Raw genomic sequence first — 14,242 nt, 5'->3', positions numbered from 1 at the left:
ACACACATCGGGTTGCAGCCGCCCCACAGAAGAAATTTAGCCGTCCGGGATCCCGTTTGAAACCTCGGCGGACGACCCGACTTCGCACTACAAGAAAAAACACAATTTCCGGTCAGTAAAATTGGCGCCGCCCGTAAAACCTCTACTATAGATATCCGTCAGCCAGCATCCAGTCCGCGTTGCGCACTCTGTCTGTCACAACCCGCACGAATACATACCATGACAGTCCCTTCGCTTTCCCGCCGCTCATTCGTCGCGGGTGGACTGGCCGCGCTGGTCGATCTGTCCGCGTTTGGTCAGCCGTCCACACGACCCGACACCGCTTCACCGCCGCCACTCCCCGACATCGGCGGCGAGGGCCCCTGGGATTACTGGGCGTCAGGTCAGGGAGCAGGTGTCGTCAGAATTGCGGCTGCAGCGATTCTTTCTGCCAGCCCCTACGATACTCAACCCTGGCTGTTCCGGCTACGCTCCACTCACATCGAGGTACTGGCCGACAAGAACCGCAATCTCGGTGAACTCGATCCATTCCGGCGAGAGCTCTACATGGGCCTCGGATGCGCCATTGAGAACGCATGCGTAGCCGCACCGGCTCAAGGATTCAACCCTGTCGTTCGTCTGTTGCCTGAGTCGCCGGCCGGCAATGACAATCTCGCCGCGGCAATCGAGTTGCGGCCGGCCCGGCAAGCGAAGCACCCCTATCACGATGCCATTGCCCGACGACACACCAATCGCCTTCCCTACGATACGGATCGAAAGATCGATCAGGCGACACTCGACGCGCTTGCCGGACTGGCGTCTTCGGCAGATGTGCAGGTCATTTTCCTCGAGGCGACCTCACCAGGCGGCACGGTCTTTACGGACCTGATGATGCAGGCGACGCAACTCATCATCGACACGCCGGACTTGCGCGAGGGCCGCTGGGCGGGCTTACGCGCAATCGCGGCAAACCCGTCCGCCCTGAGCGCGGAAGACCTGCATCGGGCCGACGCGAACTGGTTGAAAGCAACCCGGACAGTGGCCTGCGCAACGGCAGCCGCGTTCGGACTGATCATGGTCCGCGGCACAAGACAGGATCACCGCCTGCATATTGAGGCCGGACGGCTTTGGCAGCGCATCCACCTCGACGGCACAAATCGCGACCTGGCGATGCAACCAATGAACCATTTCGTCGAAGTGATTGACCACGAGACCCGCACGCAGGGAACGTCGCAGACATCTTCAGCCATACGTGCAGCGCTGCAGCAAAACTGGAACGGATGGGAGCCTATCTTCGGTTTCCGCCTCGGCTACGCCGGTGCAATGGCTCCGCGAAGCCCCCGCCGGCCGCTGTCGTCGATAGTTGTCGCCTGACGGGCTCGTTACCGGTTTGCTATTGCCTGTGTTCATGCTTGCCGAAACAAAGTCAATCCATTGAGAGGTTGAACTACGATTATCCGGCTAGCCCAGTTCTGGCCGCGGCAACGACATTCACGACATCGCCGTTGTCGAAGCTCACTTTGTTCGTCATGCGTGCACGGTGAAAGTGCGTGCGCACCAAAGTAAAGATGAATTTCTCCCGTAGAACCCATCAGCTCGATCAACATCCCATACATTCAGCATTACTTATCATATCAATATCAACCACCAAGATCCTTGCTTGATAGACTTTTTCAAATACCTGACAATTTCACCTTCAGTGATAGCCATCACCTGCCGTAAACAAAAAGACAGGTTGAGACCATGGGTCCTTCCTATAGCACTTATGACAATCAGGCCATAAAGGAAAAAGCGTGTACAAGTTAGTACAAACAATTAAATTCAAGATCATTCTCGCATTCGTCGTGTACGTCGTTCTCATGGCTTCCATCGGGATTTTTGGCGCATTCGGTCTTTACCGAATGAACTCGAACATGAACGAATCCTATTCCAGAAACATCATTCCAATTGGTGACTTATTCGATGTTCGTTCAGCCGAGTTGACTGTGCGAGTTCAACTACGGCGCATTCAGGCATACCGGGACCTGAGTAAAACAGGAGATGCCGTTGCGAGAATCCGCACCGCCCTGGAACTCATCAATTCCTCCTGGAATCGCTACTACCCGAACCTCATATCCAGCGACAAGGAGCTTGAGTTCGCAGAGCAGATCAAAATCGTCATCCCCCAGTTCACGGCATTGACGAATGAAACCGTAGTTGCCGCTAGCTCGGGCAATTTCGACGCTGCTTCGGCGACGATCGAAAAGATTGTTCCATTTTCCAAGACGTTGGACGACACGCTAGACCTGGATGCTGCGCTCAATATGGCCCAGGCCAAGAAATTCGCCGACGACAGCGCAGCCACATTCAAGGCCATTTTTTGGAGTGCCATCACACTTCTCGGTGTCGGTGTCGTAGTCGCCGCCGCTGTATCGGTCTACTTGCTGCGTGCGATCTCGAACCCGCTTAATAAAGCCCTGTCCATTGCAAACCATATCGCTGATGGAGAACTGGAAAACCAGATCGACGTGGACTCAGGAGGTGAGTTTGGTCAACTTCTCACAGCGCTGAAGAAAATGGATCAGCGGCTCAGCAAGGCGGTTCACGGGATCAAAGCATCCACGGAATCTGTCACGGTGGCATCCCGGGAAATCGCCAGTGGCAACACTGACCTATCCTCTCGCACAGAAGAGCAAGCCGCGTCCCTTGAGGAAACTGCGGCCAGCATGACGCAGCTAACGGAAACAGTGAAACAGAATGCCGACAACGCACGTCAGGCGAACACGTTGGCAACGCATGCGACTGGCATTGCCGACACAGGCAATGAGGCTGTCCAGGGCATGGTAGGAACGATTGAGAGGATTAGCGGCAGTTCAAGCAAAATTTCCGAAATTACCGGCGTCATTGAGGGCATTGCATTCCAGACGAACATTCTGGCGTTAAACGCTGCCGTCGAAGCTGCCCGTGCCGGCGAACAGGGACGCGGTTTCGCTGTCGTTGCCGGCGAAGTTCGCAGTCTGGCTCAACGCTCAGCCACTGCCGCCAAAGAAATCAAGGATCTGATCGGATCGTCCGTAGCCATGATTCAGGATGGATCGAAACAGGCGACGGCGGTTAGCGCGACCATGGGGCAGGTAAAGCAGGCAATCAAGCAGGTCTCCGATATCGTCGGTGAGATCGCAGCCGCTTCTGAAGAACAGAGCCGTGGCATCGAACAGGTGAATCAGGCCGTCAATCAAATGGACGAAGTGACTCAGCAGAATGCGGCGCTCGTCGAACAAGCTGCCGCAGCGGCGCAATCACTTGAAGAGCAGGCCATGAACTTGAAAGACGCTGTCTCGGTATTTAAGGTCGCCGCGACAGGGACCTCCGCGTCACGAACAGCGATTCCACAAAACAAACCGCGCCCGCCCGCCCCCAGGACAATGACCAACGGTCGCACGGAATCGGCTAAACCGGGAACAGTTCGTCAATCACCCAACACCGCGACCACGGCCGGCGCCGGCACACTCATCCCGGCAGACGAGCGTCGTCCCGGCTGGGCAGCGTTCTGAGGAGTTCTGGTTTTGAAGAATACCAACGCGCTTCTGAAATCACTCACTACCCTTGTCGCGTCCAACAGCGAGACTATTTCCAGTTTCGGCGCGCAGATCGTTGTGATGGGCAATTTCCTTGACGCCACATTCCCACACCTCACAGCGGCTCAGTGCGCGAAGATCACAAAGTCATTTCGGCAGGAGGTTGAAAAGACAATGTCGCTCATGGACGATGTACCTCTGCCTGCGGAATACCACTCAATGCTGTTGGCTCAGACAAATGCCCTGCTGAATATGTTGCATGCGCGAAGCGCGGCTCATAGGTAGCGTCTAGTCAGAACCCGCAATATCGCACTGTCTCTCACGTTCCGATTCGCCCCGAGTCAGAACGTTTTGGCGTCGTGCTTAGTTAGCACGACGCTATTTTTTCATTCGAAAAATCGCTCTCGCACAACGCCCGAATCACCATGACCAGCACCGCTTTGTTAAAAGAATATGAACTGACCGCGCTTTCCAAAGCGTGCGCCACATTCGATCCAGCAAAAAGGGACCAGCGAATGGTAGTTCGCATCGTGGTCGTGCCACTGCTCACGCGCAAGCTGGACGATCTGCGTGTCGCACTTCGCGAGCATAAGTACAGCGAATCCATTCAGGAAATGATCGACGAAATTACGCGTGCGCTTAACCTTGCCTGTGTCCGACTCGATTGCACCTTCGATCCGCGTATCGACGCCGCTATTTCGGCCGACGAAGCTCGAATGGAAAAAATCCTGGCAAGCCTCCCCCCGCGCGACAAGATTGAAGTCAGAAGGACCGCGAAGTAGGTACGAGCCTACTTCGCGCGGGAGTCCCGCCGTCGTCGTTCACGGACTTCAGGGACTTCACGGAGACGGGGAACTCAATGCCTGACTGTTTGACGGCCTCTGGCCTGACGTTAGCATAGGCAGACGAGCGACGAACACCCAGTCTGCATAGCTATGCTTATCGTTGAACCCTTGAAAATCCCCCGTAAAATTCGCGATCTTGATCGGATGCGCGTTCGACGCACTGTGTATGCCCACGATAGTCTGTCCGTCGGGTGATTTGACCAGCACCCAGTCAGCCTTGCCCGTCATCGGGTCCAAGTAAAGCTTGCGCAAGTGGCGCACCACATTCGGGTAGCGTTGATCGCGCAGAAGATCGTCGAGCGTACGGGGCTGCGTCGCTTGACCCAAGGGCGTGGCCGCGGCATAGCTCAACAGCGCCCGCTGGAATTCGCCGCCGATGACGAGCAGATTCTCTTCGGCCATTCGCCGCTGATAGGTCGCGCCGAGCTGGGCCCCGGCGGCAGCGGCCACGCCAATGATGGCGATCAGGATCATCAGCGCCAGATACGCGTAGCCCCCTTGCGTCCTATGCCGCCTGCGGCTGCCGATTCGCATGTCTAGCGAGCCTCGTACGGCTGTCCGTCGCGATCCGTACCCTGGGCACCGCTCTTGATGTCGTAGACGTTGCCGGGAAACTGCTCGTCCGGGGGAACGATGTGCCAGGCCGTCGTGCTGTCTGCGATCGGATCGACAGGTAGCGACCGGAGGTAGTGCTTATCCACGAGTTCTTGCAGCGACTCTGGATACCGCCCTATGTCGCCGTAGAACCTGTCGATGGCGTCGCGGGTCACGTGCAGGTTTTCCGACAGGATTTTCTCCTTCGACGCGTCGATCGAATGGAAATACTCCGGCAACGCCAGCGTCAGCATCAACGCGATCACCGCCAGTACGATCAGCAGCTCAATCAGCGTGAAGCCGGCTGTACGCAAGCGCCCTTTCATCGAGTCACCATTTCCGGTAGGGAATGCCATTGAGTCCGACGCCCGTGGAGGTCGAGTAGACGTCGTACACGTCGTCGCCTTCCTGCGGGTCGTCCGCCTCGCTCGCGTAGCTGCGCTTGCCCCACGTGGCCGCATCGCCGAGCTCGGCGTTGTAGTTCATCGGATCGCGCGGGATGCGGCGCAGGAAGTACAGCTTGTGCCCCTTCGGATCGGTCTGATCCGGCACGCCGTCGACCAGCAGGCCCAGGCTGGGCGGATAGCCGCTGGCGCCCGCCTCCTTGGCCACGCGCCCTTCCTTGCTCGCGGCCTGATAAGCGTCGATGCCACCGCGTATTTCACGCAGCGCCACGCGCAAGTCCTGCTCCCGTTCGCGCTGACGCATCACCTGCGCCACGGGTACGGTCATACAGGCGAGCACGCCCAGAATGGCGAGAGTAACCAGCAGCTCGATCAGCGTAAAACCGCCCGCGCCGCCGGCGCGCCTGCAACCGAATACGCCGTGCCTCTCGCCGCTCGTCATCGGGCCAGGATCCCGAAGTCGTACGGTGACGGCGGCACCATCGTGACGGGGACGCCGCCCACGCCGACAAGCGCACCGGGCTGCACCTGGATCGCGGTCTGTCCGGCCGGCGCCAGCACCTTGAAACTCAGCACGGCGAAGGTAGCCTGCGCGGATGCACCGGCTCCGCCCGCGACCGTGTCGGCCACGGTCAACTGGCCGTTCTGGCCCACGCGGCTGGAAAAGCTGGTCGGCGCGCCGCCCTGCTTCAGGAAGTCGCCTTCGGTCACGCCGGTGAACTGCAGCTTCGTGCTGTCGAAACTGACGGTCGCGGGCACGCTGGTCACGGGCTGGTCGGCCTGCATCAGCAGCGCCACCGTGAGCGAATCGCCCACCTTGACCTGCGGCGGCCCCTGGATCGTCATCTGGGCCGTGCCTGCGCCGGGCGCAGCGCCGCCTACGTCCGGATCAATTGCGCTGCCCGCGGCGAGGCCGCCCGTCATGCCGTTTGCGCCATTCGCCCCGCTTTGCGGATAGTTCGACGGCAAACTCGGGGCGGCAACGGTGGCGGTTCCGGACGACGCGCTTGTCGAAGCGCTCGAGGAAGTGGAGGCGAGCCCATTCGACTGAATCATGCTCCGCATGTTCGATTCCGTGCCGGCCGTGAAGTAGGCAAGACCGGCATCCGGACGCTGAATGTTGCGAACCAGATGCGGCGTGATCGACAGGACGATTTCCGTCTTCTTGTCGTCGTCCGTGGTCGCCCCGAACAGCCGGCCGAGGACCGGCAGCTGGCCGAGGCCGGGCAGCTTGTTACCCGAGGTGCGCTCCTGACTGTCGATCAGACCGGCAAGCACGTCGGTCTCGCCGTTCTTCAATTGCAGCACGGTGCTGGCAGTACGCGTGCCGATTTCGTAGGCAGTCGTGCCGGAGGACCCGGTAACCTGATTGAGCAGGCTACTGACCTCGAGCGCTACCTTGATGCCGACCGTGTCGTCGAGGTAGATGGTCGGTTCCACGTTCAGGGTCAGGCCGATGTCGAGGTAGTTGACCGATTGCGAAACGAAGCCGGTCGAGGTCGCCGTCGACGTGATGTTCGGTACGCGCTCGCCGATCAGGATCTTGGCCTTCTCGTGGTTGCGCACACGGATACGCGGGTTGGTCAGCAACTTGGCGGTGGAATCCACGAGGCTCGCGTTCAGCGTGGCCTGCATCGACGAAACACCTACGGTGCGGGAAGTCTGGTGCAGCAGATCGCTAAGCAACAGGGAAGGCGACGCGCCGCTTCCGGTGGACGGCGTTCCGAGCGTTCCCACCGTGCTGCCGACCGTGCTGCTCGCGGAACCGAGCACGCTGCCGGCCGGCAGCGGCGTGAACGTCACCGAGTTCGGCCACTGGATGCCGAGGTCCTGTGTATTGTCGCGCTGTACCTCCAGTACCTCGACCTCGAGCATCACTTCCGGCTCTGCAACGTCCTCGAGCGCGACGAGCTTCTCGGCCATCTTGATGGCCTCGGGCGTGTCACGCACGATCACCATGTTGAGCTTCTCGTCGACGACGATGTCGTGCGACTTGACGATGGTCTTGAGCGTGTTGGCAACCGTCTTCGCCTCGGCGTTCGAGAGGAAGAAGGTACGCACCGCCAGTTCCTGGTAGTCCTTCAGCTTGGCCGGCGTGGCAGGGTAGATCAGCACCGTGTTCTCGTCGAGCACCTGCTGCGCGAGCTGATTGGTTGCCAGCACGTAGCGTACGGCCGCCTCGATGGTGCTGCTCCTGAGAAAAATCGACGTACGCTGGTCCGTCCTCACATCCTTGTCGAACAGGAAGTTCAGCCCCGAGGTACGCGAGATGACCTCAAACACCTGCTTGAGCGTGGCGTCCTTGAAATCGATGCGAATCGGCTTGCGGTAGGCGCTCGCCAGTGCCGCCTCGACGCTCGACACACCCGCGTCGCCAGTCAGCTTGCGCTGCAGCGCCAGGGCGCGCGGCTGCGCCGGCGCCTCGGTCAACACCTGGGCGAGCAGACGGCGCGCACCGTCGCTGTCCTTTTTCGCGGCCAAGGCCTGCGCGCGATCGACCAGGGCATCCAGACGTGCCGCTCTGTCGAGCGCGGCCAGCCCGGTCAGCGCGCGTTCGTCGGCGGGGTCGATGGTAAGCGCATGCTGGTAGGACTTGCGTGCAGCCTCGCGCGCACCGCTGCCGGCAAGGCGGTCGCCCTGCTCGTCGTAACGCACGAGCGCGTTTTCGCGCGCCGCCAGCCAGCTCGAACGATATTGCGCGTCGCGCGGCTCGCGTGTGACCGCCTCCTGCAACTTGGCCAGCCCTTCATCGGTCTTGCCCTCGGCGACGAAGTTCTGGCCGTCGCGAAAGGCCTGTTGCGCCGCGCAGCCGGTCAGAAGCACCGGCAACACGATGAACCGCGCGATTTCGCGGAGTTTGCATTGGAGGGAGAGTTGCATGTGGAACGATTCGTTTCCTCGCAGCGCGCCGGTCAATCAGCGCTGCCGATGTCCAGGGTCTGGACCAGTTTCAGGGGCAAGTAGACGAGCGTCATGGTGGGCGGCTTGATCGCGTCGACACGATAGGTCGCGCCGATGACGGTCTGCTCACTCACGATCACCGTCTCGTCCCCACTCGCCAGATACACTTCCCAGCGGCCGTCCGCCGCCTTCTTGCCGAGATAGGTGAAGGGCAAACCGGGCGCCGCCGACGACGGCGGCAGCGGGGGCACCTCCGCATGCGCCGGCGCCAGCGATGGCAACGGCGGCGCCCATGATTGGCTGTCGAACAGATCATGGTGTTCACCATGATCGGAGCCGAACAGGTCGGCGCGTGCACGCAGTGCCGCAATGCTGACGCCCGCCGCGGCGCCTGAGCCGGCAGCCCGCGTCGCGTCAGGTCTGCTGGTGCGCGGCGCGGCTTCAACGATCTGGTTCGCCGGATTGCGGTCCGCAAACAGGAGCACGCCGGCGCAGACGACGAACGCCAGCGCGAGCGCGACGTGGCTGCGCTTCATCGCCTTCATCGCGGCACCTCGCCCGCTGCGGCACCCGCGGCCGCCGGTATGGCAGGCCGCAGGAAGACCGTGAAACGCAGGCTGGCTTCGACAACGTGGTCGTTGGACGAGGTGCGCTTGAAGCGCATGTCGTCGAGCGCGGCGTACGGAACCGTCAGCAGAACCTTTTCGCAAAAGCGCCGCAGGTCTGGATAGTCGCCCTTGACGGGCAGCACGATCGTGTAGCTCTCGAAGCGCCCGGCGGCATCCAGCGCCGGTTTGTAGTCGATCTTGTCGAGCACGATGCCCGCCTCGGTGGCGGCCTCGAACAGCCGGGTCACGATCTGTTCGGTGTGCCCTGCGTCACCCAGCGCGGCATAGAAATCCGCCAGCCGCTGGGCAGCCAGCGTCGATGACGAAACGACCGGCGTGGGCTTGGGCGCCGAGCGCTCGCGCGCCACCTCGCGCGTCTGCTGCACGATGCGCGCCGACAGGCCTGGCAGCAGCGCGAACCACATGACAGCGGCCGCCAGCAAGAGCCCGCCGGCGACCAGCGCGCCCGCACTGGAGCGTCTTAGCGCGAGGCTCAGCCCTAACAGGGCATGCGGCAGCTTCACGATCCGCTCCTGCGCCACTCGGCTTCGATCTGGAAACGGATGACGCCATCCGTCTGGTCCCGGGCACGCTCGTTCCTGACCAGATAGACGCGTCCGAGCAGCGGCTGCTGCTCAAGCGCCTTCAGGTAAGCGATCATTGCGTCGCTGCTGCTGCCCTCCGCTTCGATCTTGAGCAGCGCGCGAGCGGGTTCTGGCGTAATCGACAACAGCGCGACTTCGCGGGGCGTGGCGGCTTCGACCGCGTTGAGAATGTCATCCCAGGGCAGGTTGAGGCGAGCCACGGCCGTATTGATTGCGCTCGCCTGCTTCGCGTCGATCGGTTCGTTAGAGACCCGCGCGAGCGAGCGTGCGGACTCCGCCGCGCGCGCCGCGAGGTGCATCGCCTCCTGATCGAGCGAGTGAAGGCGGGTCAACTGCTTTTGCGCGCGCAAGCCCGCCAGCACACACAGCAACAGTCCGGCCAGCGCCAGCCAGCGCGCAGCCGGATGCATGCGATACAGCGGGCGCCGAACGCTGAACGGCGCAAGGTCGATGTGCAGGCGCTTCATGGCGTCGCCCCGCTGCCGGCGCGCTGCGCCGCCGTCATGCCGATGCTGGCCGGTCTAGCCACGACATGATCGGCCGCACACCAGTGCACGGTCATGCCTGCGCCGCCGGACGACGCGACGCGCGGCTGCCAGGCGTCGAGCAACGGACCATGAAGATGCAGCACGGACGGAGCCGGCAGATTGTCGAGCAACGCGACGCGCGCCACCTGTTCGCGCAGCCATTCGAGCGGCGGGGCATCCTCCAGCAGTTCGAGCGTGCGCACAGCGGCAAGACGAGGCCGAGTGCCGCCGGCGAGGAGGCCGAGCGTCAGCGTGCCCCCGTGCAGCGTCGCCGGCCACGCATCGGCGCTGAAACGGCGCCGCTCGCGATTCCATGCACAAACGAAGTTCGGGCTCGCCGATACAAGGCAGCCGCGCCCTGTCCGCACCGCAAGCTGCAATGCCGTATGCAGACGCCGCGACACGGCACATGCGAGAAACGGCGCGCCGGCCTGCCAGTCGGCAACGAGCTGCCAGCCTGCCACGGATTCGCCGTAGAGCACCACGAAGCGCACCTCGGCGGCGGCGCGCAGATCCTGCATGCGCGCGCTGTTGCCCGGCGGCGTGACGATGAAATAGCGTACGAGGTTGTCCGCGAAGGTGGCGTAGACCGGCAGTCCGCTGCCGCCGGCTGCGGCTAGCGTCGCGGCGATCTGCGCGGCCAGTTCATCGGGCGCCGTTCCGGGCGGTTCGGACCATGGCCGATCCACGACGACCGGCGCGGACTTGCGCGACGTGCCCATACGCAGCACCGAAACAGCCCCACGCGACAGGCTGAGCCTGCAATGTCCGCGCAGCCAGCGAGGCATCAAGAGGTTACGCATTGAGGGTGACTCGCTTGACTTCGGCGAGCGTCGTCTCGCCGCGCCGGACCTGGACGAGCGCTACGTCGCGCAAGCGGCGCGTACCGTTCCTGCGGGCGACTTCCTTGATCAGCCGGATCGGCTGCTTCTCGACCACCATGTCGCGGATCTCGTCGTCGAGAATCAGGATTTCCGCGATCGCGCGGCGTCCGCGATAGCCGGTGCCGCGGCAGTCGCCGCAGCCAGTGCCCTGGCGGAAATCAAAATCGGCAACGTCCGCGCGGCTCAGCCCGAGACGTGTTAGTTCGGCGTCCCCTGGTACATAGGATGCGGCACAGTGGGTGCAGTTGACGCGCAGGAGACGTTGCGCCCAGATGCCGTTGAGCGCCGACACGAACGCGTAGGGATCGATACCCATATGGCTGAAGCGGCCGAACACGTCGAACACGTTGTTGGCGTGCACGGTCGTCAGCACGAGGTGGCCCGTCAAGGCCGACTGCACGGCGATCTCGGCCGTCTCCCGGTCGCGGATCTCGCCCACCATGATCTTGTCCGGATCGTGCCGCAGGATCGAGCGCAGACCACGGGCGAAGGTCAGCCCCTTCTTCTCGTTGACGGGAATCTGCAGGATGCCGGGTAGCTGGTATTCGACCGGGTCCTCGATGGTGATGATCTTGTCGCGCCCGTTGTGAATTTCCGTCAGCGCAGCGTAGAGCGTCGTCGTCTTGCCCGAACCCGTCGGGCCGGTCACGAGCACCATGCCGTACGGCTCCTCTGCGAGACGGCGCAACGCCGCGAGGGATTCGCTGTCATAGCCCAGTGCCTCGAGCGTCAGCGAGCCATAGGCCTCGATCATCGCGCGCTTGTCGAGAATCCGGATCACCGCGTCCTCGCCGTGAATGCTCGGCATGATCGACACGCGCAGGTCGATGTCACGCCCGCCCGCCGCCACGCGGAAGCTGCCGTCCTGCGGCACGCGCCGCTCGGCGATGTCCAGTTCCGCCAACACCTTGAGCCGCGAGATCACCTGCTCCGCGGTCTCGACGCCGTTGACGGTCGCCGCCGCGTCGAGCACGCCGTCCACGCGGTATTTCAACGCCAGGCCGCTCGCGGTGCTCTCCAGGTGGATATCGGAGGCGCCGGCCTTGAGCGCGTCGTACAGGGTCGAATTCACCAGTTTGACGGCCGGACTGGCCACCTCGTTGATCGACTCGAAGGACAGCACCTGCGCCGTGCTGCCATCGGCCTGCGTCGCGCCGCCGTCCGTCACGAGGCTGTCGACGGCGCGCGCGGACTTCTCCATGCGCGTGTGGTAAGCCTGAAGATCGGACGGCAGGGTGAGCCGCACGTCGATCGGCGCCCCCGCCTGCGCGCCCAGCCAGGTCTGCAGGTCGAGATCGAACGGGCTGGTCAGCACGCCGATCAGGCCGCCATCGGTGTCGCGCAGCAGCGCGCAGCGGCGCTGCATGGCACGCGACAGGGGCACGCGGTCGAAGGCCGGCTGCAGCGTCAGCATCTCCGCAGTCTCGATGACGCGCATCGCGACCCGCTGTGCGAGCGCCTGCATCAGCTCGCGCGGGTCCGCGCCAGTCAGCGCCTCCAGTTCGGCCAGCAGATGACGCTGCGTAGCTGCCGCGGCCGTGCGTGCGCGGACCAGCAGATCGGCGTCGAAGAGCGGCGCCGTGGTCTCCTGCACAGTCATGACAGGCTCCCCGCGAGATCGAAGATCGGCATATAGAGCAGGATCACGATCGTGCCGACGACCAGCCCGATAGCCGACATCAGCAGCGGTTCGAACAGCCGGGTGAAGCGGTCGATCCAGCGGCTGATTTCGCCGTCGTAGAACGCCGCCGACTTCGTGAGCATGTTGCCCATTTCTCCCGAACGCTCGCCGACCCGCAACATCCGCAACGAGATGGGCGTGGTCAGTTCCTCGGCGTCAAACGCACTGGACAATGTCGCGCCGGCCTGCACGGCGGCGCGGGCCTGCGAGAGGCGCTCGCGCAAGGCCGGCGAAATCGTCCCGCCGGCCGTCTCCATCGCGGCGACGATGGGAATGCCGCCTTCGAGCAGCATGCCGAGCGTCAGATACAGCCGCGACAACTGGTAAATGCGCAAGTGCGGACCCAGCAGCGGAATACGTCCCAACAGGGTGACGAGGCCGGCTCTCGCGATCGCGGCGCGCAGGAGCATACCGCCGGCCACCGCGACGGTGACGGCGCCGGCAAACAGCGCCAAACCGTGGGACGCGGCGAACGTGCCCCAGTCGAGCAAAGCCTGCGACATCCACGGCAATGACCGGCCCGTGCCTTCGTAGATGGTCGCGAAGCGCGGCACCACGTAAGCAATCAGGAAACCCGCCACGCCGCCGCCCACGACCAGCAGGATGCACGGATAGATCGCAGAACTGATGAGCTTGTTGCGCACCGTGTCGATACGCGATTGATAGTCGACATAGCGTTGCAGCGAGCGCGGCAAGTCACTCGTGCCCTCCGCGGCACGGACGATGCCGACATAGAGCGGCGGGAACACGTCCGGCTGCTCGGTCAGCAGATTCGAGAAGCGCTTGCCCTCGCGCAGACCCGCCAGCAGCCGCTCCAGCACGCCGCGTAGGCGGCCGCCGCCCTCGCGCTCCAGCAGCGCCTCCAGACCTTCCACAATCGACAGGCCGGCCGTCAGCAGCGCCAGCAACTCCTGGCTGAACAGCACCAGCGAGAGGCCGCCACGCGACGCCGACGGCAAGCGCAGCGAGCGTTGCGGAACAAGCCGCGTTGCGTGCAGCCCGCGCGCTTCGAGCTGGCGTCGCGCATCGTTTTCATCCTGCGCGTCGACGACAAGGGCGATGATCTTGTTATCGGACGAAAGCGCTTTCACTTCGTATTGCATGTTGCCGTGCTGCCGATGGTTGCCACGTTGTCACGCGCCCGGACGGGCTGCGCTCGCATTACATGTGCCATTGCCTGTACCGCATCATTCGCTGCTGATGTCGGCGTCCTCGCCGGTACCGCCTGGCTGACCGTCGCGACCATATGAGATCACCGCGTAGTCGCCCTTGGTGCCGGGCACCTGATAGACATAAGGGTGTCCCCAGGGGTCGAGCGGCACGTCCTTCTTGAGATACGGTCCGTTCCACTTGTCGGCGTTGGCCGGCTTGACGACCAGCGCGTTCAGCCCTTCCTGGGCCGTCGGATAGACGCCCACGTCGAGCCGGAAGTTGTCGACCGCCTTGCTGAGGACATCTATCTGCGCGCGGGCGATCGTGACCTGCGACTTACCCAGTTGCGAGAAGTAGCGCGGCCCCACGATGGCCGCCAGCATGCCGATGATGACCAGCACCACGAGCAGTTCGAGCAGCGTGAAGCCTCGCTGTTTCACCACCCGCGCGCGCCGCGCCCCTGCACCGTCGAGCACCCGGCTCACTGTCCCAAACCGCATTTACA

15 protein-coding genes are annotated in these 14,242 nt (G+C 62.9%); 4 read left to right on the top strand and 11 right to left on the bottom strand.

Annotated elements, in window-relative coordinates; genetic code table 11:
• Window positions 1-219 precede the first annotated feature (219 nt).
• The 4 genes from PQR67_RS34720 to PQR67_RS34705 all read left to right on the top strand — a co-directional run bounded on the left by PQR67_RS34720 (window position 220) and on the right by PQR67_RS34705 (window position 4,318).
• A complete protein-coding gene (locus PQR67_RS34720) occupies window positions 220-1,353 on the top strand; it encodes a hypothetical protein (protein WP_408467317.1) in 1,134 nt (377 codons plus the stop codon).
• Between the two features lie 419 nt (window positions 1,354-1,772).
• A complete protein-coding gene (locus PQR67_RS34715; RefSeq protein ID WP_408467316.1) occupies window positions 1,773-3,512 on the top strand; it encodes a methyl-accepting chemotaxis protein in 1,740 nt (579 codons plus the stop codon).
• A gap of 12 nt (window positions 3,513-3,524) precedes the next feature.
• Window positions 3,525-3,821, top strand: a complete 297-nt coding sequence (locus PQR67_RS34710) for a hypothetical protein (protein WP_408467315.1) — start codon at window positions 3,525-3,527, stop codon at window positions 3,819-3,821.
• A gap of 140 nt (window positions 3,822-3,961) precedes the next feature.
• Window positions 3,962-4,318 carry a hypothetical protein gene (locus tag PQR67_RS34705; protein ID WP_408467314.1) on the top strand — a complete coding sequence of 119 codons (357 nt, stop codon included), beginning with the start codon at window positions 3,962-3,964 and terminating at the stop codon, window positions 4,316-4,318.
• A 57-nt stretch (window positions 4,319-4,375) separates the two neighbouring features.
• Here the strand turns inward: PQR67_RS34705 and PQR67_RS34700 are convergent, their stop codons facing one another.
• From PQR67_RS34700 to gspG, 11 genes are all read right to left on the bottom strand, one after another.
• A complete protein-coding gene (locus tag PQR67_RS34700) occupies window positions 4,376-4,915 on the bottom strand; it encodes a type II secretion system protein (protein ID WP_408467313.1) in 540 nt (179 codons plus the stop codon).
• 2 nt (window positions 4,916-4,917) lie between these two features.
• Window positions 4,918-5,301, bottom strand: a complete 384-nt coding sequence (locus PQR67_RS34695) for a type II secretion system protein (RefSeq protein ID WP_128576812.1) — start codon at window positions 5,299-5,301, stop codon at window positions 4,918-4,920.
• Window positions 5,302-5,305: 4 nt separating this feature from the next.
• A complete protein-coding gene (locus tag PQR67_RS34690) occupies window positions 5,306-5,821 on the bottom strand; it encodes a type II secretion system protein (RefSeq protein WP_200661060.1) in 516 nt (171 codons plus the stop codon).
• On the bottom strand, window positions 5,818-8,259 hold the full coding sequence (locus PQR67_RS34685; protein ID WP_408467312.1) for a secretin GspD/PilQ domain-containing protein: 2,442 nt from the start codon (window positions 8,257-8,259) through the stop codon (window positions 5,818-5,820). The genes PQR67_RS34690 and PQR67_RS34685 overlap by 4 nt, the downstream gene beginning before the upstream one ends.
• A gap of 32 nt (window positions 8,260-8,291) precedes the next feature.
• The gene (locus PQR67_RS34680; RefSeq protein ID WP_408467311.1) at window positions 8,292-8,825 is read right to left on the bottom strand and encodes a hypothetical protein; all 534 of its coding nucleotides are present in this window, start codon (window positions 8,823-8,825) and stop codon (window positions 8,292-8,294) included.
• Entirely contained in the window at window positions 8,822-9,412 is a 591-nt protein-coding gene (locus PQR67_RS34675) for a hypothetical protein (RefSeq protein WP_408467310.1), read from the bottom strand. Before PQR67_RS34675 ends, PQR67_RS34680 begins: the two co-directional genes overlap by 4 nt.
• Complete coding sequence (locus PQR67_RS34670; protein ID WP_408467309.1) at window positions 9,409-9,960, bottom strand: PilN domain-containing protein; 552 nt, start codon at window positions 9,958-9,960, stop codon at window positions 9,409-9,411. The genes PQR67_RS34675 and PQR67_RS34670 overlap by 4 nt, the downstream gene beginning before the upstream one ends.
• Window positions 9,957-10,823: a hypothetical protein gene (locus tag PQR67_RS34665; protein ID WP_408467308.1), complete on the bottom strand. Its 867-nt coding sequence runs from the start codon at window positions 10,821-10,823 to the stop codon at window positions 9,957-9,959. The genes PQR67_RS34670 and PQR67_RS34665 overlap by 4 nt, the downstream gene beginning before the upstream one ends.
• Window positions 10,816-12,504, bottom strand: coding sequence for a GspE/PulE family protein (locus PQR67_RS34660; RefSeq protein WP_408467307.1), 1,689 nt, complete (start codon window positions 12,502-12,504; stop codon window positions 10,816-10,818). Before PQR67_RS34660 ends, PQR67_RS34665 begins: the two co-directional genes overlap by 8 nt.
• A complete protein-coding gene (locus PQR67_RS34655) occupies window positions 12,501-13,688 on the bottom strand; it encodes a type II secretion system F family protein (RefSeq protein ID WP_408467306.1) in 1,188 nt (395 codons plus the stop codon). Before PQR67_RS34655 ends, PQR67_RS34660 begins: the two co-directional genes overlap by 4 nt.
• Window positions 13,689-13,772: 84 nt before the next feature.
• A complete protein-coding gene (gene gspG, locus PQR67_RS34650) occupies window positions 13,773-14,237 on the bottom strand; it encodes a type II secretion system major pseudopilin GspG (RefSeq protein WP_054042398.1) in 465 nt (154 codons plus the stop codon).
• Window positions 14,238-14,242: the final 5 nt, after the last annotated feature.

Origin of the sequence: Paraburkholderia fungorum (assembly GCF_046026025.1) — a bacterium.
Classification (GTDB): domain Bacteria; phylum Pseudomonadota; class Gammaproteobacteria; order Burkholderiales; family Burkholderiaceae; genus Paraburkholderia; species Paraburkholderia fungorum_E.
Note: the sequence above shows the minus strand (reverse complement) of the source record. Positions and strands in the feature narration are given on the sequence as shown.